General features: G+C 71.4%; 25 protein-coding genes, 1 tRNA gene and 1 riboswitch. Of the genes, 18 read left to right on the top strand and 8 right to left on the bottom strand.

Annotated features, from left to right (window positions below; genetic code table 11):
• Positions 1-103: 103 nt before the first annotated feature.
• From ACWCXC_RS36535 to ACWCXC_RS36515, 5 genes are all read left to right on the top strand, one after another.
• Positions 104-535 (top strand): Mov34/MPN/PAD-1 family protein, encoded by a 432-nt coding sequence (locus tag ACWCXC_RS36535; RefSeq protein WP_450682895.1) that lies wholly within the window; start codon positions 104-106, stop codon positions 533-535.
• A 132-nt stretch (positions 536-667) separates the two neighbouring features.
• Entirely contained in the window at positions 668-793 is a 126-nt protein-coding gene (locus ACWCXC_RS36530; protein ID WP_450682894.1) for a putative leader peptide, read from the top strand.
• Positions 794-910: 117 nt separating this feature from the next.
• Positions 911-1,189, top strand: coding sequence for a MoaD/ThiS family protein (locus ACWCXC_RS36525; RefSeq protein ID WP_385107684.1), 279 nt, complete (start codon positions 911-913; stop codon positions 1,187-1,189).
• Entirely contained in the window at positions 1,189-2,139 is a 951-nt protein-coding gene (locus ACWCXC_RS36520; RefSeq protein ID WP_450682893.1) for a PLP-dependent cysteine synthase family protein, read from the top strand. The genes ACWCXC_RS36525 and ACWCXC_RS36520 overlap by 1 nt, the downstream gene beginning before the upstream one ends.
• Positions 2,140-2,371: 232 nt before the next feature.
• Positions 2,372-3,124 (top strand): MBL fold metallo-hydrolase, encoded by a 753-nt coding sequence (locus ACWCXC_RS36515; protein WP_450891726.1) that lies wholly within the window; start codon positions 2,372-2,374, stop codon positions 3,122-3,124.
• A 92-nt stretch (positions 3,125-3,216) separates the two neighbouring features.
• Here ACWCXC_RS36515 and ACWCXC_RS36510 read toward each other — a convergent pair whose 3' ends face one another.
• Together ACWCXC_RS36510 and ACWCXC_RS36505 are read right to left on the bottom strand one after the other, a co-directional pair.
• Entirely contained in the window at positions 3,217-4,467 is a 1,251-nt protein-coding gene (locus ACWCXC_RS36510) for a PTS transporter subunit EIIC (protein WP_450682891.1), read from the bottom strand.
• 264 nt (positions 4,468-4,731) lie between these two features.
• Positions 4,732-6,042 carry a PTS transporter subunit EIIC gene (locus ACWCXC_RS36505; protein ID WP_450682890.1) on the bottom strand — a complete coding sequence of 437 codons (1,311 nt, stop codon included), beginning with the start codon at positions 6,040-6,042 and terminating at the stop codon, positions 4,732-4,734.
• A gap of 222 nt (positions 6,043-6,264) precedes the next feature.
• Between ACWCXC_RS36505 and ACWCXC_RS36500 the strand changes: the two genes are divergently transcribed.
• From ACWCXC_RS36500 to ACWCXC_RS36490, 3 genes are all read left to right on the top strand, one after another.
• Complete coding sequence (locus tag ACWCXC_RS36500; protein WP_358757350.1) at positions 6,265-6,498, top strand: PTS glucose/sucrose transporter subunit IIB; 234 nt, start codon at positions 6,265-6,267, stop codon at positions 6,496-6,498.
• Positions 6,499-6,641: 143 nt separating this feature from the next.
• The gene (rph, locus tag ACWCXC_RS36495) at positions 6,642-7,382 is read left to right on the top strand and encodes a ribonuclease PH (RefSeq protein WP_450682889.1); all 741 of its coding nucleotides are present in this window, start codon (positions 6,642-6,644) and stop codon (positions 7,380-7,382) included.
• Between the two features lie 160 nt (positions 7,383-7,542).
• Positions 7,543-7,935: a hypothetical protein gene (locus ACWCXC_RS36490; RefSeq protein ID WP_450682888.1), complete on the top strand. Its 393-nt coding sequence runs from the start codon at positions 7,543-7,545 to the stop codon at positions 7,933-7,935.
• A gap of 33 nt (positions 7,936-7,968) precedes the next feature.
• Here the strand turns inward: ACWCXC_RS36490 and ACWCXC_RS36485 are convergent, their stop codons facing one another.
• Positions 7,969-9,576, bottom strand: a complete 1,608-nt coding sequence (locus ACWCXC_RS36485) for a carboxylesterase/lipase family protein (RefSeq protein WP_450891725.1) — start codon at positions 9,574-9,576, stop codon at positions 7,969-7,971.
• 155 nt (positions 9,577-9,731) lie between these two features.
• On the opposite strand from ACWCXC_RS36485, the gene ACWCXC_RS36480 reads away from it, so the two are divergent.
• Together ACWCXC_RS36480 and rdgB are read left to right on the top strand one after the other, a co-directional pair.
• Positions 9,732-10,298 carry a TetR/AcrR family transcriptional regulator gene (locus ACWCXC_RS36480; protein WP_450891724.1) on the top strand — a complete coding sequence of 189 codons (567 nt, stop codon included), beginning with the start codon at positions 9,732-9,734 and terminating at the stop codon, positions 10,296-10,298.
• Positions 10,299-10,336: 38 nt separating this feature from the next.
• Complete coding sequence (gene rdgB, locus ACWCXC_RS36475) at positions 10,337-10,939, top strand: RdgB/HAM1 family non-canonical purine NTP pyrophosphatase (RefSeq protein WP_450891723.1); 603 nt, start codon at positions 10,337-10,339, stop codon at positions 10,937-10,939.
• Between the two features lie 75 nt (positions 10,940-11,014).
• Here rdgB and ACWCXC_RS36470 read toward each other — a convergent pair.
• The 3 genes from ACWCXC_RS36470 to bcp form a co-directional block, all read right to left on the bottom strand.
• Positions 11,015-11,098 (bottom strand) — tRNA-Leu (locus tag ACWCXC_RS36470).
• Positions 11,099-11,148: 50 nt separating this feature from the next.
• Complete coding sequence (proP, locus tag ACWCXC_RS36465) at positions 11,149-12,645, bottom strand: glycine betaine/L-proline transporter ProP (RefSeq protein WP_450682884.1); 1,497 nt, start codon at positions 12,643-12,645, stop codon at positions 11,149-11,151.
• A gap of 150 nt (positions 12,646-12,795) precedes the next feature.
• Positions 12,796-13,263, bottom strand: coding sequence for a thioredoxin-dependent thiol peroxidase (bcp, locus tag ACWCXC_RS36460; protein WP_450682883.1), 468 nt, complete (start codon positions 13,261-13,263; stop codon positions 12,796-12,798).
• A 127-nt stretch (positions 13,264-13,390) separates the two neighbouring features.
• On the opposite strand from bcp, the gene ACWCXC_RS36455 reads away from it, so the two are divergent.
• The 3 genes from ACWCXC_RS36455 to ACWCXC_RS36445 all read left to right on the top strand — a co-directional run bounded on the left by ACWCXC_RS36455 (position 13,391) and on the right by ACWCXC_RS36445 (position 14,647).
• Positions 13,391-13,708, top strand: coding sequence for a DUF3618 domain-containing protein (locus ACWCXC_RS36455; protein WP_450682882.1), 318 nt, complete (start codon positions 13,391-13,393; stop codon positions 13,706-13,708).
• 99 nt (positions 13,709-13,807) lie between these two features.
• The gene (locus ACWCXC_RS36450; RefSeq protein ID WP_389660162.1) at positions 13,808-14,146 is read left to right on the top strand and encodes a GroES family chaperonin; all 339 of its coding nucleotides are present in this window, start codon (positions 13,808-13,810) and stop codon (positions 14,144-14,146) included.
• A gap of 77 nt (positions 14,147-14,223) precedes the next feature.
• Positions 14,224-14,290: riboswitch (guanidine-III (ykkC-III) riboswitch) on the top strand.
• 36 nt (positions 14,291-14,326) lie between these two features.
• Positions 14,327-14,647, top strand: coding sequence for a DMT family transporter (locus ACWCXC_RS36445; protein WP_383640738.1), 321 nt, complete (start codon positions 14,327-14,329; stop codon positions 14,645-14,647).
• A gap of 57 nt (positions 14,648-14,704) precedes the next feature.
• Here ACWCXC_RS36445 and ACWCXC_RS36440 read toward each other — a convergent pair whose 3' ends face one another.
• A complete protein-coding gene (locus tag ACWCXC_RS36440) occupies positions 14,705-17,128 on the bottom strand; it encodes a transglycosylase domain-containing protein (protein ID WP_450891722.1) in 2,424 nt (807 codons plus the stop codon).
• Positions 17,129-17,301: 173 nt separating this feature from the next.
• Between ACWCXC_RS36440 and ACWCXC_RS36435 the strand changes: the two genes are divergently transcribed.
• The 4 genes from ACWCXC_RS36435 to ACWCXC_RS36420 all read left to right on the top strand — a co-directional run bounded on the left by ACWCXC_RS36435 (position 17,302) and on the right by ACWCXC_RS36420 (position 20,776).
• On the top strand, positions 17,302-18,102 hold the full coding sequence (locus ACWCXC_RS36435) for an ABC transporter permease (protein WP_450891721.1): 801 nt from the start codon (positions 17,302-17,304) through the stop codon (positions 18,100-18,102).
• A complete protein-coding gene (locus ACWCXC_RS36430) occupies positions 18,095-18,973 on the top strand; it encodes an ABC transporter permease (protein WP_450682879.1) in 879 nt (292 codons plus the stop codon). The genes ACWCXC_RS36435 and ACWCXC_RS36430 overlap by 8 nt, the downstream gene beginning before the upstream one ends.
• 3 nt (positions 18,974-18,976) lie before the next feature.
• Entirely contained in the window at positions 18,977-19,969 is a 993-nt protein-coding gene (locus tag ACWCXC_RS36425; protein ID WP_450891720.1) for an ABC transporter ATP-binding protein, read from the top strand.
• A 126-nt stretch (positions 19,970-20,095) separates the two neighbouring features.
• On the top strand, positions 20,096-20,776 hold the full coding sequence (locus ACWCXC_RS36420; protein WP_450682944.1) for a DUF1707 SHOCT-like domain-containing protein: 681 nt from the start codon (positions 20,096-20,098) through the stop codon (positions 20,774-20,776).
• 131 nt (positions 20,777-20,907) lie between these two features.
• On the opposite strand, the gene ACWCXC_RS36415 is transcribed toward ACWCXC_RS36420, so the two are convergent.
• Positions 20,908-22,152, bottom strand: a complete 1,245-nt coding sequence (locus ACWCXC_RS36415; protein ID WP_450682877.1) for an SGNH/GDSL hydrolase family protein — start codon at positions 22,150-22,152, stop codon at positions 20,908-20,910.
• A 161-nt stretch (positions 22,153-22,313) separates the two neighbouring features.
• Between ACWCXC_RS36415 and ACWCXC_RS36410 the strand changes: the two genes are divergently transcribed.
• Positions 22,314-23,687: a DUF445 domain-containing protein gene (locus ACWCXC_RS36410; RefSeq protein WP_450682876.1), complete on the top strand. Its 1,374-nt coding sequence runs from the start codon at positions 22,314-22,316 to the stop codon at positions 23,685-23,687.
• Positions 23,688-23,787 lie beyond the last annotated feature (100 nt).

Below are 23,787 nucleotides of genomic sequence, written 5' to 3'. Positions count from 1 at the left end.
GCACGCTGCTGCGCGAGGCCGCCGACCGGGAGCCCGACGCCCCGGCCCTCGTGGACCCGGTGGCCTCGGGCGGCGCCGACGCCCGTCTCCTATCCTGGGCGCCATGCTGACCATCACCCAGGCGCTGTACGACCAGATCGTCGCGCACTCCCGCGCCGACCACCCCGACGAGGCGTGCGGCGTGGTCGCCGGGCCCGCCGGGTCCGGCCGCCCCGAGCGCTTCATCCCGATGCTCAACGCCGCCCGCTCGCCCACGTTCTACGAGTTCGACTCCTCCGACCTCCTCGCGCTCTACCGCGAGATGGACGACCGCGACGAGGAACCCGTGATCGTCTACCACTCGCACACGGCGACCGAGGCATACCCCTCCCGCACCGACGTCACGTACGCCAACGAGCCGGGCGCCCACTACGTCCTCGTCTCCACCGCCGACACCGACGGAGCCGGCCCCTTCCAGTTCCGCTCCTACCGCATCGTGGACGGCGAGATCACCGAGGAGGAGGTCCAGGTCGTCGACGCGTACCCGGCGTCCTGACCCCCCGGCACCCCCCTCCGCAGACCCCGGACAGGGCCGCCCGTGGCGGCCCTGTCCGCCTGTCGAACACCAGACATCCACCAGGTGAGATCACATTCCGGATCCGGCACCGGGAATCGATACGATGAGCGCATGGTTTCCCCTGACGTGAGCGACAAGACGCCGGGCATGCTGCTCGTGGCGCGCCTGCACGTCGACCTGTGCCGACTCGCGAGCGCGATCTGTACGTACGACCGGACCGCCGGCCGCGAGGCCTGAGCCGGCCGGGACGGGCACGGCCCCGCCCATGGGGACCGTCCCTCCACGCACCGACCCCCGCGCGGGGGCAGAGCCGCGCGCCCACGCCACCTCTCCGCTTCGACAGGAGCCCACGCCATGGCCATCGAGGTCCGCATCCCGACCATCCTCCGCACCTACACCGACGGCGCGAAGGCCGTCGAAGGCACCGGGGACACCCTCGCCGAGCTCTTCACCGACCTGGAGAGCCGCCACACCGGCATCCGGGAGCGCATCGTCGACGGCGAACAGCTGCGCCGCTTCGTCAACGTCTACCTCAACGACGAGGACGTCCGCTTCCTCGACGGCATCTCCACCAAGCTCAGCGACGGCGACAGCGTCACGATCCTCCCGGCCGTCGCCGGCGGCATGAACTGATGCGCTATGACAGCCCGCTCGCCGCAGTGGGCAACACCCCGCTCGTCCGCCTGCCGCGGCTGTCACCGTCGGACGACGTCCGCATCTGGGCCAAGCTGGAGGACCGCAACCCCACCGGCTCGGTCAAGGACCGCCCCGCGCTCCACATGGTCGAGCAGGCCGAGAAGGACGGCCGGCTCACCCCCGGCTGCACCATCCTCGAACCCACCAGCGGCAACACCGGCATCTCGCTCGCCATGGCGGCCAAGCTCAAGGGCTACCGCATCGTCTGCGTGATGCCGGAGAACACCTCCCAGGAGCGCCGCGACCTGCTCGCCATGTGGGGCGCCGAGATCATCTCCTCACCGGCCGCCGGCGGCTCCAACACCGCCGTCCGCGTCGCCAAGGAACTGGCCGCCGAGCACCCGGACTGGGTCATGCTCTACCAGTACGGCAACCCCGACAACGCGGGCGCCCACTACGCCACCACCGGTCCGGAGATCCTCGCCGACCTCCCGTCCGTCACCCACTTCGTCGCCGGGCTCGGCACCACCGGCACCCTGATGGGCGTCGGCCGCTATCTGCGCGAGCGCGTCGACGGCATCCAGATCGTCGCCGCCGAGCCGCGCTACGACGACCTGGTCTACGGGCTCCGCAACCTCGACGAGGGCTTCGTCCCCGAGCTGTACGACGCCTCCGTCCTCACCACCCGCTTCTCCGTCGGCTCCGCCGACGCCGTCACCCGCACCCGCGAACTGCTCCAGCAGGAGGGCATCTTCGCGGGCGTCTCCACCGGCGCCGCGCTGCACGCCGCGATCGGCGTCGGAAAGAAGGCGGTCAAGGCCGGCGAGTCGGCCGACATCGTCTTCGTCGTCGCCGACGGCGGCTGGAAGTACCTCTCGACGGGCGTCTACACCGCGCCCACGACGGAGGCCGCCATCGAAACGCTCCACGGCCAGCTCTGGGCCTGAACCGAGCACCCCCGGACGCCGGGGGCCCGCGACCGACACGGTCCGGGCCCCCGGCGTCCGCCGTTCCGCGCCCCGCCGCGCGGCGGGCTTCCATCGAACCGGTGACAGCGCAGGTGAGTTCCCCCACAACGGCATGCCCCGAAGGAGCGACGGGGTGCCGCGCGCCTTACGCTCGACAAACCCGTTCCACGCACGAACCCTCCCGTTCCCACGTTTCGGAGGTTCACGCTCCATGAAGCTCACCGTCGTCGGCTGCTCCGGCTCGTTCCCTTCCGCGGGATCGGCATGTTCGAGCTACCTCGTAGAGGCCGACGGCTTCAGGCTGCTCCTCGACATGGGCAACGGAGCCCTGGGCGAGCTGCAGCGCCATGTCGGTCTGTACGACCTCGACGCCATCTTCCTCAGCCATCTCCACGCCGACCACTGCATCGACATGTGCGCGTACTTCGTCGTCCGCTACTACCCGAACAGTGGCACGCGTCCGGCCCGCATCCCGGTGTACGGCCCCGAGGGCACGGAGGCCCGGCTGACCACCGCGCACGCCGACACCCCCTCCGAGCACGCGATGGGCGAGGTCTTCGACTTCCACACGCTCAAGCCCGGCTCGTTCGAGATCGGCCCCTTCTCGGTGCGTACGGAGAAGCTCTGCCACCCCGTGGACACCTTCGGCATCCGCGTCGAGCACGGCGGACGCGCGCTCACGTACTCCGGTGACACCGGGATGTGCGAGGCCCTGGAGGAGCTGGCTGAGGGGGCGGACCTCTTCCTGTGCGAGGCATCGTTCCTGCATGGCAAGGAGGACATCCCCGACCTCCACCTCAACGGGCGCGAGGCCGGTGAGCTGGCCGCCCGCGCGGAGGTGGGCCGGCTGGTGCTCACCCACATCCCGCCGTGGACCGACGCCGACCGGAACCTGACCGATGCCCGCGAGGTCTTCGACGGCCCGGCGGAGCTGGCGGTCCCGGGCGCGGTCTACGAGATCTGAGCCCGCCCCGCCCCTTCTTCGTACGCACGACGAAGCCCTCACCTGCCGCCGGGCAGGTGAGGGCTTCGGGCTGTCGGGGGACCGGCCGGGGCCTACGCCTTGGTCAGGTCCTCGATCTCCTCCTCGGGCTCGCGGCCCGGGGTGGTGAGGTTGAACTTGATGATCGCGAAGCGGAAGGTCACGTAGTAGATCGCTCCGAAGACCAGGCCGATCGGGATGATCATCCAGGGCTTGGTGGCGTGGGTCCAGTTCAGGGCGTAGTCGATGAACCCGGCCGAGAAGTTGAAGCCCGCGTGGACGCCCAGGCCCCAGGTGACGGCCATCGAGGCGGCGGTCAGCACCGCGTGCAGGACGTACAGGACCGGCGCGATGAACATGAACGAGAACTCGATCGGCTCGGTCACACCGGTGACGAAGGAGGTCAGCGCCAGGGAGACCATCATGCCCATCACGGCCTTGCGGCGCTCGGGGCGGGCGCAGTGCGCCATGGCGATCGCGGCGGCCGGCAGGCCGAACATCATGATCGGGAAGAAGCCGGACTGGAACATGCCGGCGCTCGGGTCACCGGCCAGGAAGCGGGTGATGTCACCGTGGACGACCTCGCCGGCCGAGTTGGTGAAGTCACCGAGCTGGAACCAGGCGACCGTGTTCACGAACTGGTGCATGCCGATCGGGATCAGCGCGCGGTTGACGCCACCGAACAGGGCGGCGCCGCCGGAGCCGAGACCGGTCATCCACTCGCCGAAGTTGGAGATGCCGTCACCGATCGGCTCCCAGACCAGACCGAAGAAGACGCCGACGACGACGCCGACGAAGGCCATGATGATCGGGACGAGCCGACGGCCGTTGAAGAAGCCGAGCCAGTCGACGAGCTTGGTGCGGTGGAACTTCTGCCACAGGACCGCGGAGAGCAGACCCATGATGATGCCGCCGAGCACACCGGGATCGTTGTACGTGGCCGCGGTGTCCGCGCCCTTCTGGATCACCGCCTCGGTGACCGGGAAGGCCTGGAGGACCTTGCTGTAGACGAGGAAGCCGACGAGCGCGGCGAGCGCCGTCGAGCCATCGGCCTTCTTGGCGAAGCCGATGGCCACGCCTATGCAGAACAGGATCGGGAGGCTGCCGGTGATGGCGCCGCCCGCGTTGCCGAAGACGGCGGAGACCTTGTCCCAGCCGAGACCGTCCTTGCCGAAGATGTCGTCCTGGCCCAGCCGCACCATGATGCCGGCGGCGGGCAGCACGGCGATGGGCAGCTGCAGGCTGCGGCCCACCTTCTGCAGGCCCTGGAACAGGCCGGAGCCCCGCTTCTTCGCGGGGGCCGCCGTAGCGGTGGCCGTACTCATCAACTTCCTCCAGTAGGCAAGGCGCCGCCAGGGACAGGGTGTTTGGGGTGGGCGACGACTCGAGGAACGCGGCGCGCAGGCGTCGCGTGGTCTGGACCACTGAGTGGTGTAGACCAGTTGTAGCACGGTGAGGGTTAGATAAGGAACCTGCAATTTCCGACTACTTCGCAGTAGCCATCACGCACGCACAGTGACATGCCGAAGGCCCCCGGACCGCAGGGTCCGAGGGCCTTGGCGAGACGGGGCGCGCACCCCGTGGAACAGCTACTTCGTGAGGTTCTTCTCGATCTCCTCCTCCAGCTCCTCGGGCTCGCGGCCCGGGGTCTGGAGATTGAATTTGGTGATCGCGAACCGGAAGATCGCGTAATAGACGACCGCGAAGCACAGGCCGATCGGAATGATCAGCCAGGGTTTCGTCGCCAGACTCCAGTTGATGACGTAGTCGATCAGACCGGCTGAGAAGCTGAAGCCGTCCTTCACCCCGATCGCCCAGGTGACGGCCATGGAGACGCCGGTGAGCACCGCGTGGATCGCGTACAGCAGGGGTGCCACGAACAGGAACGAGTACTCGATCGGCTCCGTGATACCCGTCACGAAGGAGGTCAGGCCGACCGAGATCATCATGCCGCCGACCGCCTTGCGGCGGTGCGGCTTCGCGCAGTGGTAGATCGCCAGCGCCGCCGCCGGCAGCGCGAACATCATGATCGGGAAGAAGCCCGAGGTGAACTGGCCGGCCGTGGGGTCACCGGCCAGGAAGCGGTTGATGTCACCGTGGACGACCGTGCCGTCCGGCTTGGTGTAGTCGCCGAACTGGAACCAGACGAAGGTGTTCAGGAACTGGTGCATGCCGATCACCAGCAGGGCGCGGTTGGCGACACCGAAGATGCCCGATCCGAGCCAGTTCAGGTCCACCAGCCACTTCGAGAAGCTGGTCAGACCGTCACCGATGGGCTGCCACACCCACGCGCACAGTGCGGCGAAGAGCAGGCCCACGAAGGCCATGATGATCGGGACGAGCCGGCGGCCGTTGAAGAATCCCAGCCAGTCCACCAGCTTGACCCGGTGGTACCGCTGCCAGAACCACGCCGCCATCAGCCCCATGACGATGCCGCCGAAGACCCCGGGGTTCTGGTACGCCGCCGGGGTCACGGTGGCGTCGCCCGCGACGCACGTACCGAACCAGACGCCGCCCGAGACGAAGGTCGAGCCCTTGTCGCAGTCGACCGGGAAGGCGTGCAGCACCGCGTAGTAGACGAGGAATCCGGTCACGGCCGCCAGGGCCGTCGAACCGTCCGCCTTCTTCGCCATGCCGATCGCGACACCGATGCAGAACAGCAGCGGCAGACCGAGTCCCGAGTCGAGCAGCGCACCACCGGCCGCGGCGAAGACCTTGGCGACGTTGTTCCAGCCCAGGCCGTCGTCGCCGAACACGTCCGGCTGGCCGAGCCGGTTGAGGATGCCGGCCGCCGGCAGGACGGCGATCGGCAGCTGAAGGCTGCGGCCCATCTTCTGGAGGCCCTGGAAGAAGGTGTTCCACCAGGTCTTCTGAGGGATCGCTGCGCTGCTGGAGCTCATCGGCGTCCTCCCGGATCGGGCGTCATTTGGCGGTTGCCGCAGACTGGTGTAGACCAGTTGCGGTACGGTGCGGAGCCCGCCCGGAAGACAGGGCGCCGGTGATCGTCATCATGGGTGACGGTCCGGCTCCTCGCCCGCGAAGGTGGGCCAACCGTGCGTTACCGTGACGAAACGGACCCATGGTGGGCCGTCGCATGTTCGTGAAAACCCAGGGAGAAGGCCATGGCCAGCAAGGCTGAGAAGATCGTCGCCGGGCTCGGCGGAATCGAGAACATCGAAGAGGTCGAGGGCTGCATCACGCGCCTGCGCACCGAGGTCCACGACCCGAGCAAGGTCGACGAAGCCGCGCTCAAGGCCGCCGGCGCCCACGGCGTCGTCAAGATGGGCACCGCCATCCAGGTCGTCATCGGCACCGACGCCGACCCCATCGCCGCCGACATCGAAGACATGATGTGACCCACCGCTGAACCCCGCCGGAACCCACCGCCCGGCACCCCCGCAGGCCCCCTCCCACCCGGACGGGGCCTGCGGCGTCACCCCGCCCCGCACCCCCGCCGGACCGGCCGGGACACCGCCGCGCACCCGATAGGGTCGACGCCATGTCTCGTATCGACGGCCGCACCCCCGAACAGCTCCGCCCCGTCACCATCGAACGCGGATGGAGCAAGCACGCCGAAGGATCCGTCCTCATCTCCTTCGGCGACACCAAGGTCCTCTGCACCGCCTCCGTCACCGAAGGCGTCCCGCGCTGGCGCAAGGGCAGCGGCGAGGGCTGGGTCACCGCCGAATACTCCATGCTGCCCCGCTCCACCAACACCCGCGGCGACCGCGAATCCGTCCGCGGCAAGATCGGCGGCCGCACCCACGAGATCAGCCGCCTCATCGGCCGCTCCCTGCGCGCCGTCATCGACTACAAGGCCCTCGGCGAGAACACCGTCGTCCTCGACTGCGACGTCCTCCAGGCCGACGGCGGCACCCGCACCGCCGCCATCACCGGCGCCTACGTCGCCCTCGCCGACGCCGTCGCCTGGGCCCAGGGCAAGAAGATCGTCAAGGCCGGCCGCAAGCCCCTGACCGGCACCGTCGCCGCCGTCAGCGTCGGCATCGTCGACGGCACCCCCCTCCTCGACCTCCGCTACGAGGAGGACGTCCGCGCCGAGACCGACATGAACGTCGTCTGCACCGGCGACGGCCGCTTCGTCGAGATCCAGGGCACCGCCGAGGCCGAGCCCTTCGACCGCACCGAACTCAACGCCCTCCTCGACCTCGCCACCGCCGGTTGCGCCGACCTCGCCGCCCTCCAGAACGACGCCCTCGCCCGCACCCTCGGCGCCGTCTGACACATCCCCGCGGCCACCCCCCCCGCCTTCACGCGTCCGACCCCACCCGGGCGCGCGACGAGGCAACCAAGTCCCCCCGCACGGCGTCGATACGCATACGGGCGCACGGAGTCGAAACCGTGCGCCCGTCCGCGTATCCGCACCCGGGGAGGGACCCGTCATGGCAGCGCGCCGACGACACCACCGCACCGCACTCGCCCTCACCGCCGCACTCCTCGCCGCCACCACCGCGGCCGGCTGCGGCGCCCTCGACAAGACCCTCGACTGCGTCCGCACCGCCGACGCCATCGCCACCAGCGTCGACAACCTCCAGCAGGCCGTCGCGAACGCCTCCAGCGACCCCACCCAGGCATCCGAATCCCTCGACGCGATCGAGAAGGAACTGGAGAACCTCGGCGACACCACCGACAACGCCGACCTCGGCAAGGCCGTCGACGACCTCGGCGCCGGCATCGGCAACGTCCGCGCGGCCATCGACAAGGGCGACGACACCCCCGACATCACCCCCGTCACCGACGCCGCCGCCGAGATCGGCAAGGTCTGCACCCCCTGACGACCCCGGCCGCGCCACCCCGCCGCCCGCCGCTCAGCGGGCGGCGGCCAGGCCCTCCCAGAACGCGCAGTGGTGACCCGCCGCGAAATCGGTCCGCCCCACCGCACCCGACGCCAGCCGCTGCACATAGCCGTCACCGCCCGAGAACGGCTCCCACCGGGGCAGCCCCGCACCGCCCACCCGCCCCTCCGCCGCGAACCGGCTCCAGTACCCGGTCACCGTGTCCGACAGCCCCGACTGCGCCGCGTCCAACGGCTCGAACAGTCCGTTCTCGAAGAGATACGCCAGATCGACCATGTGCCCCGTCCCCAGCGAGAAGCTCGCCGGCCGCGGCACCCCCCGGAAGTACGGAGCCGGATCCTCCGCGAACTCGTACGCGTACACCGCGGTACGACGCGCCAGCGCCCGCTGCGTCCGCAGCGCCGCCACCGACCACTCCGCGTCCGTCAGTACCGCCGACCACGCCGCCCCCGGCGCCGCGTACCGCCCCACCGGATACTCCGCCAGCACCGCCGCGGCGTCCGCGCCGAACCGCTGCCGGACCTCCTCCTCGTACCCCTCCGCCGTCATCGGACGGCCCGTCATGATCTCGTCGAGACCCGCCAGACCGCTCATCTCGTTCCGCGTCGAACCGTGCAGCACCGGCACCCGCGCGAACCGCCCCGCCGCGATCGCCGCCGCCGGCGCCTCCGGCAGCACCTCACCGTCGACCACCGGCCGGAACCCCTCGTGCCCCGACACCGACGCCCCGACCAGCTCCTCCGTGGACCTGCCCCGCAGACACGCCTCCACCGCCCCCGGCTCACGGCACCCCGACGCCTCCACGACCGCCTTCCCCGTCTCCTCCGCCTCCTCCCGCGAGAACGAACCGTCCGGCCCGACACACCCCGCGCTCTGCACGATCGCCTTGCTGAAAAGGCCCCGAGCCCCCGGCGACACCAACTGTGCGCACACGCTGTACCCGCCGGCCGACTGCCCCATGATCGTCACGTTCCGGGCATCACCCCCGAAGGCGCCCGCGTTCCTGGCCACCCACCGCAGCGCCGCCTGCTGGTCCAGCAGCCCCAGATTGGCCGGAGCGTCCAGCCCCGGCGCCGACAGGAAACCGAACACCCCCAACCGGTAGTTCACCGTCACCACCACCGCGCCCTGCCGTGCTGCCGCCAGCTTCGCCGCGCCGTAGCTCGCGCCGTCCCCGTACGCGAAGCTCCCGCCGTGGATCCACACGATCACCGGCAGCGGTCTCGCGGGCCGGGCGGCCGGCGTCGTGACGTTCAGATACAGACAGTCCTCACCGCCCCCGCCGGCGATCGCGATGGGCTGGTCCGTCGGCTGCGCGCAGGCGCCGCGCGGGGCGCGGGCGTCCAGCGTCGCGGACCAGGCCCGGACCGCCTGCGGCCTCTTCCACCGGCGCTCACCGGTCGGCGGGGCCGCGTACGGAATCCCCTGGAACGTCCGCACCGCCCCGGCGGTCGAGCCGAGGACCGGCCCCTCCTCGGTGACCACCCGGTCCGGGGCGACGGCGGCCGGACCGGTGACCGGACGCGCGGCGGCCGGTCCGGCCGTGAGGGCGGTGGCGGTCAGCGCGGCGGCGACGGCGGAGGCGGCCAGAGCGGCGATACGTGACGTGATGACGGACATCGGGACTCCCCGGGATCGACGTGATCGGTTCGACGCGGCAACGCTAGCCAGAATTTGGGCAGTTGTGCAATACGCTTGTCCAAGGCGAATGTCTTAGGCGATCGCCTGAGGCATTCGCCTGACGCGCCCGCACACCCCTTGCTACGATCCGCGCCATGGGAACCGGGAACCGGGAAAAACTGCTGGAAGCCGCCAGGCAGTGCCTCTTCGAGAAGGGGTACGAACGCACCACGGTCCGCGACCTCGCCTCCGCGGCGGGCGTCAGCATGGCCGCCATCGGCTACCACTTCGGATCCAAGGAAGCCCTGCTCAACCAGGCCCTCTTCGAAGCCCTCGACACCGGCGACCGGGCCTTCGGACCGCCCGCCGAGAGCGACGACCCGGCCGCGCTCTGGCGCCGCCTCATCGAGGCGTTCTCCGCCAACAAGACCTTCTGGCTCGCCAACCTGGAGACGGTCCTGCGCGCCCAGCGCGACCCCGAACTCCGCGAGCAGATGGCCGCCGGCCTGCGTCAGGGCCGCAGCGGCATGGCCCGCGAGATCACCCGAACCCCCGAGGCCGACCTCTCCGAGGAGACCGTCCGCACCCTCGGCTCCGTCCAACTCGCCCTGGTCAGCGGCCTGATGATGCAACACCTCACCGACCCGGACTCCGCCCCCACCGCCGACGAGGTCCTCGCGGGCATCCGCGCCCTCGCCGCCCGCCTCCCCGAGGAGCCCTGAGACACGGCCCGCACCCCCGGCGCGGCGATAATCGAGCCATGACCCGTCTCATCCTCGCCACCCGCAACGCCGGGAAGATCACCGAACTCCACGCGATCCTCGCCGACGCCGGACTCACCCACGAACTCGTCGGCGCGGACGCCTACCCGGAGATCCCCGACGTCAAGGAGACCGGCGTCACCTTCGCCGAGAACGCCCTCCTCAAGGCCCACGCCCTCGCCCGCGCCACCGGCCACCCCGCCATCGCCGACGACTCCGGCCTCTGCGTCGACGTCCTCGGCGGCGCCCCCGGCATCTTCTCGGCCCGCTGGTCCGGCACCCACGGCGACGACCGGGCCAACCTGGACCTCCTCCTCGCCCAGCTCTCCGACATCGACACCCCCCACCGCGCCGCCCACTTCGCCTGCGCCGCCGCCCTCGCCCTCCCCGACGGCACCGAGCGCGTCGTCGAAGGCCGCCTCACCGGCACCCTCCGCCACACCCCCGCCGGCACCAACGGCTTCGGCTACGACCCGATCCTCCAGCCCGACGGCGAAACCCGCACCTGCGCCGAACTGACCGCACCCGAGAAGAACGCCATCAGCCACCGCGGCAAGGCATTCCGCGCACTGGTGCCGGTGGTGCGGGAACTGGTGGGGTGAGTCGCGGACGCGAAGCGTCCTCGCGCATGCGAAACGGCCTGCCCCCCGACGATGCGGGGGGCAGGCCGTTCTCTGTGCGGCGGAAGGGATTCGAACCCTCAAGCCGTTTCACGGGCCACAGATCCTAAGTCTGCTGTGTCGCCATTGCACCACCGCCGCCAGCAGGCAGACATGCTACCGGGGCGCGTTGCCGACGTGGGAGCGGCCGGTCAGAACTTCGGGTCCGGGGTCTGGGAGGCGACCAGTTCTTCCGCTTCCTCGGGGGTTTCGACGGAGGGCGGGGAGCCGGCGAGGGGGCGGTTGGCGGTTTCCTTCATGCAGGCGACGGCGATGACGCCGACGAGGGCGGCGGCCATGGAGTAGTAGGCGGGCATGAGGTTGGTGCCGGACCAGCTGATCAGGGCGGTGATCACGAGGGGGGTCGTGCCGCCGAAGATCGACGCGGAGAGGTTGTAGCCGACGGAGAGGGAGCCGTAGCGGACGTTCGTGGGGAAGAGGGCGGGGAGGGCCGCCGACATGGTGCCGAGCATGCAGACCAGGGAGAGCCCGAGCATCGACATGCCGATGATGATGGCGGGGATGCTGCCCTGGCGGATCAGGAGGAAGGCGGGGAGGGACAGGAGCAGGAAGCCGAGCATGCCGGTCATCAGCAGGGGCTTGCGGCCGAAGCGGTCGGAGAGCTTGCCGATCTGGTTGATGATCAGCATCAGGGCGACCATCACGCCGAGCAGGATGAGCAGACCGTGGGTCTCGCTGTAGCCGAGCTCGTCGGAGAGGTAGGTCGGCATGTACGACAGCAGCATGTAGTCGGTGATGTTGTACGCGCCGACCAGGCAGATGCACAGGATGAGTGTCGGCCAGTACTGGCGGAAGATCTTCGCGAGGTCGCCCTTGGCCGTGGTCTCGACGCCGTCCGCCGCCTCCGTGGCGTGCGCGGTGCCGCCCTCCAGTTTCTGGAAGGCGGGGGTCTCGTCGAGCCGGAGCCGGAGGTAGAGGCCGACGAGGCCGAGGGGACCGGCGACGAGGAAGGGGACGCGCCAGCCCCAGGACTCCATCTGGGCGTCGTCGAGGAGGGCGTACAACGCGGTGACCAGGCCCGCCGCGCCGACGTAGCCGGCCAGGGTGCCGAACTCCAGGAAGCTGCCGAAGTAGCCGCGCCGCTTGTCGGGGGCGTATTCGGCGATGAAGGTCGAGGCGCCGCCGTACTCGCCGCCCGTCGAGAAGCCCTGGAGCATGCGGAAGAAGATCAGCAGGACGGGCGCCCAGATGCCGATCGCCGCGTGGGAGGGGATGACGCCGATCGCGAAGGTGCCGATCGCCATCATGATCATGGTGAGGGCGAGGACCTTCTTGCGGCCGATCTTGTCGCCCATGGGGCCGAAGAACATCCCGCCGAGGGGACGGACGAGGAAGGCGACGGCGAAGGTGGCGAAGGAGGAGAGGAGCTGGGTGGTGTCGTTCCCGGACGGGAAGAAGACATGGCCCAGGGTGGCGGCCAGATAGGAGTAGATGCCGAAGTCGAACCACTCCATGGCGTTGCCGAGCGAGGCCGCCTTGACGGCCCTCTTGACCGCCTGGTCGTCCGTGACGGTGATGTCCGAGCGGCGCAGCTTGGGGTTCTGGCGCTTGCGGATGGCGCGGAAGAGGGCGGGGTGGCGTTTGACCGCTTCGGGGTCGGCCGCCTGGTGGGGGTCGGAGGCCGCCATGGCCGGGTCCTTTCCTCGATGGGTGTTCCAGGAAAGGCTTCTGCGCGAAGGTGATGGGTGCAAACCCATCGGCCCGGGGAATGGGATGTCCCTCACATGGTTTCGGCCGTTCGGCCCAATCCCCGGGCGGTGGTGCGGCGGGCGTGGCGGTCAGATGCCGAGGTCCCGGATGATCTTGGCGACGTGGCCGGTGGCCTTCACGTTGTAGAAGGCGTGCTCGACCTTGCCGTTCTCGTCGACGACGATCGTGGAGCGGATGACGCCCATGACCGTTTTTCCGTAGTTCTTCTTCTCGCCGAAGGCGCCGTACGCCTCCAGGGTGGTCTTGTCGGGGTCGGCGACGAGGGTGACCTTGAGGTTCTCCTTCTCGCGGAACGCGGCGAGTTTCTCCGGCTTGTCGGGGGAGACGCCGATGACGTCGTAGCCGGCGGCGGCGAGGACGTCGAGGTTGTCGGTGAAGTCGCAGGCCTGCTTGGTGCAGCCCGGCGTGAGGGCGCGCGGGTAGAAGTAGACGATGACCTTGCGTCCCTTGTGGTCCGCGAGCGAGACGTCGTTCCCGTCGGCGTCGGGGAGGGTGAAGGCGGGGGCGGTGTCGCCGGGCTGGAGTCGCTCGCTCATGGTTCTCCTTCGGGGCATGCGGGGTGTACGGGACCGAGCGTAACGGGGGTGCCGCCGGGTGCGGGGGCGGTGGAGCTGACAGACTGTCGATGAAGGTTTACCGGACGACGACCATGGAGGCGGCGCGGTGTCGGATACCAGGACCCCTGCGCAGATCGAGGCGGACATCATCAGCCGGCGTGAGCAGCTCGCGGTGGTGCTCGACGAGATCGGGGTGCGGGTGCACCCGAAGACGATCATGGGCGATGCCAAGGCGCGGGCCGCCCAGGCGGTGGACCGGACGGCCGGGCGGGCGTTCGTGGCGGTGAACCGGACGGTCTCGGACGTGCGGGCGCGGTTCGTCACGGAGGACGGGGCGCCGCGGCTGGAGCGGGTGGTGCCGGTGGCGCTGGTGGCGGCCGGTGTGGTGGGGCTGCTGGTGGTTTCGCGGCGTAGGAAGCGCTGACGGTGGTGCTCGCTCGTCCGTTCCGGGGCGGCCCCCGTCCGGGCTCCGCGTCACCCCCTCCGGCGCGCGGCTGCCGGGAGGGCGGGTAGGTTGCGGGGCGTGAGTGAGAACACCGACGACAAGCTGCCCATCCGGATGCTGCACGACCGTGTGCTGGTCCGGTCCGACGTGCCCGAGGGCGAGCGGCGTTCCGGCGGCGGCATTCTGATTCCGGCCACGGCCGCGGTCGGCCGGCGGCTGGCCTGGGCGGTGGTGGTCGCGGTGGGGCAGAACGTGCGGACCGTGGAGCCCGGGGACCGGGTGCTGTACGACCCCGAGGACCGTGCCGAGGTCGAGGTGCGGGGTGTGGCGTACGTGCTGATGCGGGAGCGGGATCTGCACGCCGTGGCCGCGGACCGGTTCGAGGGTTCGGTGGATTCGACGGGGCTGTATCTGTAGTCCCGCGGGCCGCCCCCGGTTCCGCTCGGGTGGCGGCAGTGGGCCCGGTGACTGGTGTCACCGGGCCCTTTGCGTGTTCTTTGCTACGGTGGAGTGACCCCCGACGAGACGCGCCGTACCGGGTTTCCGCAAAGACGACGCACCTGTTGTCCGCGTTTTTCTGTGGTCGGAGGTGCCGTCATGGCATGGGTTCTGCTGGTGGTCGCCGGTCTGCTCGAAGTGGGCTGGTCGATCGGGATGAAGTACACCGACGGGTTCACCCGGCTGTGGCCGAGTGTGTTCACCGGGTTCGGGATCGTGGCCAGCATGGTGCTGCTGTCGCAGGCGGCGAAGACGCTGCCGATCGGTACGGCGTACGGGGTGTGGGTCGGGATCGGGGCGGCCGGCGCGGCCGTGCTGGGCATGGTGGTGCTGAACGAGCCGGCGACCGCGGCCCGGATCTTCTTCGTCTGTCTGCTGCTGGTGGCCGTGGTGGGCCTGAAGGCCACGTCGGGTCACTGATCCCGTCGGCCCGCGTGGGTCACTGATCCCGTCGGCCCGCGTGCCGCGTCCCGTACGTCATCGGTGCGGGACGGGCCGTGGGAGTACCGGGGCGGGGGCGCGGGTGCCGTGCGGGCCCTCGAAGGCCCCGCCGTCCGCGCCCCCGTCCCCGCCGTCGCCTCCGCCGTCCCCGCCTCCGTCCGTCCCTCCGTCGCCCTCGCCTCCGGTGGATCCTTCCGTGGTGGTGCCGGGGGTGTCGCTGGTGCCGGGGGTGGTCGGCGGGGCGGCCGGTGAGGTGGGCGGGGTGCGGGAGGGGGTGGTCGGGGCGGTGCTGGACGGGGTGCGGGTGGGGCGGCCGGTGTCGCCGGGCGCGGTGTCCTGGTCGCTGGGGAGTTCGGTCTCGTCGGTGCCGCCCTCCAGGTCGAGGTCGAAGTTCTGTACGGGCGTGCCGCGCAGGGCGGCGGCGGTGTACGTCGCCCAGGTCTGGGCGGGGGCGCCGCCGCCGTTGACGCGGGGCAGGCCGAGCGCGCCGTAGAGGGATTCCTGGGAGCCGGTGTCGGGGTCCTGGCCCATGACGGCGATGACGGTGGCGAGGCCGGGGGTGTAGCCGGCGAACCAGGCGGCCCGGTCCTCCTCGGCGGTGCCGGTCTTGCCGGCGGCGGGGCGGCCGGCGCCCTGGGCGGCGGTGCCGGTGCCGCCGTCGACGACGCTGCGCAGGATCGAGGTGGTGGTGTCGGCGGCCTCGCGGGTGACGGCCCGGGTGGTGGGGCGGGCGGGGAGGTCGACGCTCTCGCCGTCCTTGGTGACCTTGTCGACGAGGGTGTGGGCGGTGTGCCTGCCGTGGTTGGCGAGGGTGGCGTAGGCCTCGGTGAGGTCGAGGACGCTCGCGGTGGCGGGGCCGAGGGCGATGGAGGGGGAGGCGGTGAGGTCGGGGGTGTCCTTGGGGATGCCGAGACTGACGGCGGTGGCGCGGACCTTCTCGGGGCCGACGTCCTCGGCCATCTGGGCGTAGACGGCGTTGACGGACTTGTCGGTGGCGGTGCGCACGGTGATGGGGCCGTAGCTGACGTCGTCCTCGTTGGCGGGGTCGTATCCGGTGGGGCCGTTCGGTCCCTGGACCATGCGTTTGTTGGTGCCGTCGTAGATGGTGCTGGGGGTGATGCGGCGGCCGTCCTGGGTGGTGGAGTCGTGGGCGACGGCGGAGGTGAAGACGAAGGGCTTGAAGGTGGAGCCGACCTGGTAGTCGCGGCGGGTGGCGTTGTTGACGTACTGCCGGGTGTAGTCGACGCCGCCGTACATCGCGAGGACGCGGCCGGTGGCGGGGTCGATGGAGGCGCCGCCGACGCGGACGTCGCGGTCGGCCTTGCGGTCGGTGGAGGTCTTGGACAGGACGTCGGTGTCGACGGCGGAGACGAGGGCGTCCTGTTTCTTCTTCTCCAGGGTGGTGGTGATGCGGTAGCCGCGGGTGGCGAGGGTCTTGGCGTCGAGGATGCCGTTGTCGACGAGGTAGTCCTCGACGGCCTGGACGATGTATCCGCGTTGTCCGGAAAGGCTGTTGGCGGGCTTCACGGCTCCGGGGGTGGGGAAGGTCATCGCGGCGCGGCTCGCCTCGTCGAGCCAGTGCTCCTTGACCATGCCGTCGAGGACGTAGTTCCAGCGGGCGAGGGCGGCGGGTTTGTTCTCGGGGTGGGTGACGACGTCGTAGGCGCTGGGGGCGTTGAGCAGGGAGGCGAGGTAGGCGCCCTGGGCGGTGCTGATGTCGCCGATGTCCTTGCCGTAGTACGCCTGGGCGGCGGCCTGGATGCCGTAGGCGTTGCGGCCGAAGTAGCTGGTGTTGAGGTAGCCCTCGAAGATCTGGCTCTTGGACTGTTCGCGGTTGAGCTTGATCGCGATGAAGAATTCCTTGATCTTGCGGACGACGGTCTGCTCCTGGCCCAGGTAGTAGTTCTTGACGTACTGCTGGGTGATGGTGGAGCCGCCCTGTTTGCCCTTGCCGGTGAGGGTGTTCCAGCCGGCGCGGAACATCGCCTTGATGTCGATGGCGCGTTCGGAGTAGAAGTCGCGGTCCTCGGCGGCGAGGACCGCGTGCTGGACGGTGAGGGGGACCTGGGCGAGGCGGACGTTCTCGCGGTTGACCTCGCCGTCGCGGGCGATGACGCTGCCGTCCTTGTAGAGGTAGACGTTGGACTGGGCGGTGGCGCTGGCGTTGGCGGGCGGGATGTCGACGAGCTGGTAGCCGGCGATGAACCCGCCGATGAGGAGCAGGGCGATGAGGAGGACGCCGCCGAGGACCATGCGCCAGGTGGGGATCGCCCGCCGCCAGCCGGTGCGCCTGGGGCGCTTCGCCTTCTTCGGCTTCGTTCCGTCCGGTGGGGCCGCGCCGGGCGGGCCGCCGGCCGGGGCGTCCTGCCCGGCGGAGGCGGCGGCGTCGGCAGACAGGTCTCTGGGGGGCCAGCCCCGGGGGTCGGGCTCCCCGTTCTGCTGCGGTGGCTCGTCGCTCATGTCGGTGCGGACTCCTCGGCCTCGGTCAGTTCCCCCATAGTGCCCTTTTCTATGGAATAACCCCCGGATCGACCTTCGAAAAGCGGTCGCGGCGGCGGGTTGGGGCGCACTAGAGTCCTGCGCTTTGGTGTCCGCGCGGTGCGGGGCACCCGGGACACAGGGCGGTGGTGCGGGTGCGGGTGTACGCGGTGGTGGCGGCCGGCGGTTTCCGGCGGCACGCCACGTACCGGATCGAGACGGCGGCGGGCGTGTTCACCAACACCGTCTTCGGTTTCATCCTGGCCTATACGTACCAGGCGCTGTGGGACGAGCGGCCGCATCTGGGCGGGTACGACATGGCGCAGGCGCTCACCTATGTGTGGCTGGGCCAGGCGCTGCTGATGACGTGCGTGATGATGGGCGGCGGTTTCGAGGAGGAGCTGATCGAGCGCATCCGTACGGGCGATGTGGCGGTCGACCTCTACCGGCCGGTCGATCTCCAACTGTGGTGGCTGGCGGGCGACATGGGCCGGGCGGCCTTCCACCTGCTGGGGCGCGGCGTGGTGCCGATGGCGGTCGGTTCGCTCGCCTTCGAGCTGGCGCTGCCGGGGTCGGTGTGGACGTGGGCGGCGTTCCTGGTCGCGGTGGCGCTGGGGGTCGTGGTGAGTTTCGCGATCCGCTATCTGGTGGCGCTGTCGGCGTTCTGGCTGATGGACGGGGCGGGCGCGGCGCAGGTCTCGTTCCTGGCGGGGCTGTTCTTCTCGGGGATGCTGCTGCCGCTGAACCTGTTCCCGGGGCTGCTCGGCGAGATCGCGCGGGCGCTGCCGTGGTCGGCGATGCTCCAGGTCCCGGCCGATGTGTTCCTCGGCACGCACACGGGCACCGGGCTGCTGCGGGTGTACGCCTTCCAGGCGGGCTGGGCGGTGGCGCTGCTGCTGGTGGGCCGGGCGCTCCAGTCGGTGGCGACGCGCCGGGTGGTGGTCCAGGGTGGCTGAGCCGGTGGAGGTCCCGGTCGTGGTGGCGGCGGACCCGCTCCCGGACGCGCCCGCGCGGCGGCCGGGGGTGGCCGACGGGGTGCGGGCGTACGGGCTGATCGTGGCGATGTGGATGCGCTCGACGATGGCGTACCGGGCGTCGTTCCTGATGACGGCGGTCGCGAACTTCGCGGTCACGGCCTTCGACTTCGTGGCGATCGTCCTGATGTTCTCGCACGTCGACGCGTTGGGCGGCTTCACCCTGCCGGAGATCGCGCTGCTGTACGGGGCGGCCGGCACGTCCTTCGGTCTGGCGGACCTGCTGATGGGGTCGGTGGACCGGCTGGGCCGGCGGGTCAGGGACGGCACGCTGGACACCCTGCTGGTGCGGCCGGTGCCGGTGCTCGCGCAGGTGGCGGCGGACCGGTTCGCGCTGCGCCGGCTGGGCCGGGTCACCCAGGGGGTGGCGGTGCTCGGCTACGCGCTGGTGGCGCTGGACATCGACTGGACGCCGGCGAAGGCGGTGCTGCTGCCGTTGATGCTGGTCAGCGGGGCGGCGATCTTCGGGGCGGTGTTCACGGCCGGGGCGGCGTTCCAGTTCGTCGCCCAGGACGCCTCGCAGGTGCAGAACTCCTTCACGTACGGGGGAGCGACGCTGCTCCAGTACCCGCCGAGCGTGTTCGCGGCGGATCTGGTGCGCGGGGTGACGTTCGTGGTGCCGCTGGCGTTCGTGAACTGGCTGCCGGCGCTGTACGTGCTGGGGCGGGACTATCCGCTGGATCTGCCGCGCTGGGTGGCGTTCCTGCCGCCGCTGGTGGCGGGGGTGTGCTGGGTGCTCGCCGGGCTGGCGTGGCGGGCGGGGTTGCGGTCGTACCGGAGTACGGGGAGCTGAGGCGTGGTGGACGAGGACTTCATCGAACTCGTGGATGTGGAGAAGGTGTTCACGGTCCGGCGGCGCACCGGGCTGCTGCGGGCCGAGCGCCGGGAGGTGCGGGCCGTGGACGGGATCGGCTTCCGGGTGGCGCGCGGCGAGATGGTCGGCTACATCGGTCCGAACGGGGCGGGCAAGTCGACGACGATCAAGATGCTGACCGGCATCCTTACCCCGAGCGGCGGCACGCTGCGGGTGGCCGGCATCGACCCGTCCCGGGAGCGGACCCGGCTGGCCCACCGGATCGGGGTGGTGTTCGGGCAGCGCACGACGCTGTGGTGGGACCTGCCGCTGCGGGATTCGTACCGGCTGGTCCACCGGATGTACCGGATCCCGGACGCGCGGTTCCGGGCCAATCTGGACCGGTGCGTCGAGCTGCTGGGCCTGGGCGAGCTGCTGGACGTGCCGGTACGGCAGCTGTCGCTGGGGCAGCGGATGCGCGGTGACATCGCGGCGGCGCTGCTGCACGATCCGGAGGTGCTGTACCTGGACGAGCCGACGATCGGCCTCGATGTGATTTCCAAGGCCAAAGTGCGGGGATTCCTGCGGGAGTTGAACGCCGAGCGCGGCACCACGGTCCTGCTGACCACGCACGATCTGACCGACATCGAGCAGCTGTGCCGGCGGGTGATGGTGATCGACCACGGCCGGCTGATGTACGACGGCGGGCTCGACGGGCTCCATGAGGCGGGGGAGAGCGAACGGGTCCTCGTGGTCGACCTGGCCCGCGAACTGCCGCCGATCCGGCTGGAGTCGGAGCCCTCCGTGCGGACGGTCAAGGTGGAGGGCGTCCGCCAGTGGCTGGCGTTCCCGGCCTCCGCGTCGGCGGCCCCGCTGGTGGCGCGGATCGCGGCGGAGTATCCGCTGCTGGACCTGTCGGTGCGCGAGCCCGACATCGAGTCCGTGATCGCCCGGATGTACGCCTCGGCCGATAGCGCCCGGGAGCACGCCCTTTGACCCGGCCGGGCCCCTGGTCCGGCGCCCGGCCCGGGTCCTGGTCAGGGGTCCGGGCCGGGTGGGGGGTCGGTGACGGGGGCGGCCCCGTTCAATAGGCTGCGCGGTATGACAAGCGAACTGCCGGAGATGCGTGCCTCCGATGCCGAGCGCGAACGGATCGCCGAGGTCCTGCGCGAGGCCGTCGCCGAGGGCCGACTGGAGATGGCGGAGTTCGAGCAGCGGCTCGACGCCGCCTACAAGGCCCGGACGCACGGGGAGTTGGAGCCGCTCGTCCGCGATCTCCCGGCGCCCGGCCGGGGGCCGGCGGCCCCGGTGGCCGGGGAGCGGCGCGTCGGTTCGGCGGCGCGCTGGCAGGACCGGATCGGCCGGCAGCCGACCTCGAAGCGGGCGATCGCGTTCTGGGGAGGCTTCGGCCGCCGGGGGAACTGGACGGTGCCCCGGGTCTTCACCGCGTTCGCCATGTGGGGCGGCGGCGAGATCGATCTGCGCGAGGCCAACTTCGAGGACCGCGAGATCGTCGTCCGCTGCTTCGCGATCATGGGCGGCATCCAGGTGACGGTCCCGCCGGAGCTGAACGTCGACGTGCGCGGCATCGGCATCATGGGCGGATTCGGCGAGCGGACGAAGGACGAGGGCATCCCGTCACCCGACGCGCCCCGGGTCCGGATCACCGGCCTCGCGCTGATGGGCGGGATCGGCGTCGAGCACAAGCGGAGCAAGACGGAGAAGGCCCGGCTGCGCGACGAGGAGCGCCGGCGCCTGCGCGACGCGGGGCGCCCCCGGCTGGACAAGGGCGACGGCCGCTGACCCCCGGCTGGGCAAGGGCGACGGCCGCTGACCCCCGGCTGGGCAAGGGCGACGGCCACTGACCCCGGCGCCCGCGCCCGACCGCCGTTACGGCGTCCCGGGCGTAACCGCCGTGTGCGTCGCCCCGCCGGTCACAGGGCGTCGGTGGCCGGGCTCGGGCGCAGCAGCGCGGCCACGTCGGGCAGGGAGCCGAGGACGCGGTAGCCGGAGTCGTTCAGGTGCAGGTGGTCGCCGGAGTCGTAGGCCGGGCGGAGCCGCCGCGGGTCCTCCGGGTCGCGGACGGCCCGGTCGAAGTCGAGGACCCGGTCGAAGACCCCGCCGGCCCGGATCGCCTCGTTGACCCGCGTCCGCACGGCGTCACGGGCCGGGGTCCAGTTGCGGTGCCCCTCGTACGGCATCAGCGTCGCGCCGACGACGGCGAGGCCGCGGGCGTGGGCGCGCCGGGTCAGGGTGCGCAGGGCGTCGGTGATGCGGGCGGGGTCGGTCTCCTGGGGGAATGCCTGGACGTCGTTGATGCCGAGGGCGATGACGACGGTCCTGGCCCCGGTGACGCCGAGGACGTCGCGGTCGAAGCGGTCCAGGGCGCGCGGCCCGCTGCCGTCGCGCAGCAGCCGGTTGCCGGCGATGCCCTGGTTGACCACCGCGTACCGGCCGTGCAGCCGGTCGGCGAGGACGTCGGGCCAGCGGCTGTTCGTGTCGGTGGTGGAGCCGCTGCCCGCGGTGAGCGAGTCGCCGAGCGCGACGACCGCCCCGGTGGCGGCCTCGGTGCGGACGTCCACGGCGGTGAGGTAGCGCCAGTCGGTGGTGGGCCGGCTGGCCGCCGGGAGTTCGGTCGTGGACGTCTGGTGGCTGTTGGGGTGCACGGTGACCGGCCCCCGGGCGGTGGGGGTGCGCAGGGCGACGACGAGATCGGCGTCGGCGGCGACCCGTACGGCCACCGCGTCGCTCACGGACTGCCCGCCCACCGCGACGGTCACGGAGGGCGCGCCGCGGAACGTGACCGGGCGGCCGTCCACCGTCACCCGGTCCACGAGCAGCGGACGCGTACCGAAGAGATTGGAGAGCGTGACGCGGGCCGCGTCACCGCCGACGCTGGTGTGCACGACGTTGCGGACGGTGCGCAGCCGGGGATCGGTGTCCGCGTCCGGGTCGGGCACGCCCAGGACGGGGGCGGCGGTCCAGGTGGCGAGCCAGAGTCCGGTGGAACCGGCGGGCGCGGCCGGGTTCCGGGCGGCGCTCCGCGCCCCGGGGGCGGCGTCCGCCTGGGCACGGGCTCCGCCGAACAGCAGCGGGCCCGCGAAGGCCACCGCGGCGGCGAGCGCGGCGACGCCGGCCACCAGGGCGATGAACAGGGCGTACCCGTGGCGCCTGGGCATGGGTGGTGTGTCTCCTCGGTGATGCGTGGTGGGGGCGGCTCCCCATGATGCGGCAGCGCGCGGGGAACCTGACGTGCGGCCCGGGAGTAGATCAGACAGGGACAATGCGTACGGGGCGCCGGGGACGCCGACGACGCGGACGGGTGGAGCGGATGGACGGGATGGAACGGACCGAGGGCGCGGGCCACGACGCCGGCGCGGGCACGGACGGAGCGGGCGCGGCCCCGCCCGGCCCCGGACGCGGGCCGGGGCGCGCGGCGGGCCCGCTCGCCTCGTTCGCGTACACGGCGGCGGACGAGGAGAAGCGTCGTGGCGTACGCCGGATGAAGACCACGGCCACCGGCCTCCTTCTGCTGGTCGCGCTGGTGTACGCCCTCGCCACCTGGGCGGGGAACGCGGGAGTGGGCGGCTGGCCGGGCTTCGTCGCCGCGGCCGCCGAGGCGGGCATGGTGGGTGCGCTGGCCGACTGGTTCGCCGTTACGGCTCTCTTCAAGCGTCCGCTCGGTCTGCCGATTCCGCACACCGCCATCATTCCCACCAAGAAGGACCAGCTGGGGGCCTCCCTCGGTTCCTTCGTCGGGGAGAACTTTCTCTCCGGATCCGTGGTGCGCGACCGGATCCACGCACTGGCCGTCGGCGGCCGGGTCGGCGCCTGGCTGGCGGAGCCCGCCCACGCGGACCGGGTGACGGCCGAGCTGGCGACGGCGCTGCGCGGCGCGCTGACCGTGCTGCGCGACTCCGACGTGCAGGCCGTGGTGGGCGAGGCGATCACCCGCCGGGCGAACGCGGCGGAGGTCGGCCCCGGTCTCGGCAAGATGCTGGAGAAGGTCGTCGCGGACGGCGGCCACCGCAAGGTGGTGGACCTGGTCTGCGCACGGGCGCACGACTGGCTGGTGCTGCACGGCGACTCGGTGATGGACGCGGTGCAGGGCGGCGCCCCGGGCTGGACCCCGCGCTTCGTCGACCGGCGGGTCGGTGAGCGGGTCTACAAGGAGCTGCTGCGGTTCGTCACGGAGATGCGGGACATGCCGGGGCACCCGGCGCGCGGCTCCATCGACACGTTCCTGCGGGACTTCGCCGCCGATCTCCAGGGGGACACCGAGACCCGGGCCCGGGTGGAGCGGCTGAAGTCGGAGGTCCTGGGGCGCGGCGAGGTCCAGGACGTCATCGCCTCGGCCTGGTCGTCGGTCCGGCAGATGATGATCGCGGCGGCGGAGGACGAGCGCAGCGAGCTGCGGCTGCGGGCGCGCGCCTCGCTGATGGCCCTCGGTTCCCGGCTGGCCACGGACGGCCGCCTCCAGGCGAAGCTGGAGGGCTGGCTGGAGGACGCGGCGGTGTACGTCGTGACGACGTACCGGACGGAGATCACCTCGCTGATCAGCGACACCGTGGCGGGCTGGGACGCCGAGCAGACCTCGAAGAAGATCGAGGCCCACATCGGCCGCGACCTCCAGTTCATCCGCATCAACGGGACGGTGGTGGGCGCCCTGGCGGGCCTGCTGATCTATTCGGTGTCCCGGGCGTTCGGGGCGTAGCGGACCGGCCCCGGCCCCCGATCACCGGAGAAAGAACCGCCCCCGGCCCCACGCACGTCGGCGCCGCGCCCCCCCCGCCGGAGCATATCCGACGACCAAA

This window comes from Streptomyces sp. NPDC001515 (assembly GCF_053597115.1).
This window is presented reverse-complemented; position numbering and strand designations above follow the sequence as displayed.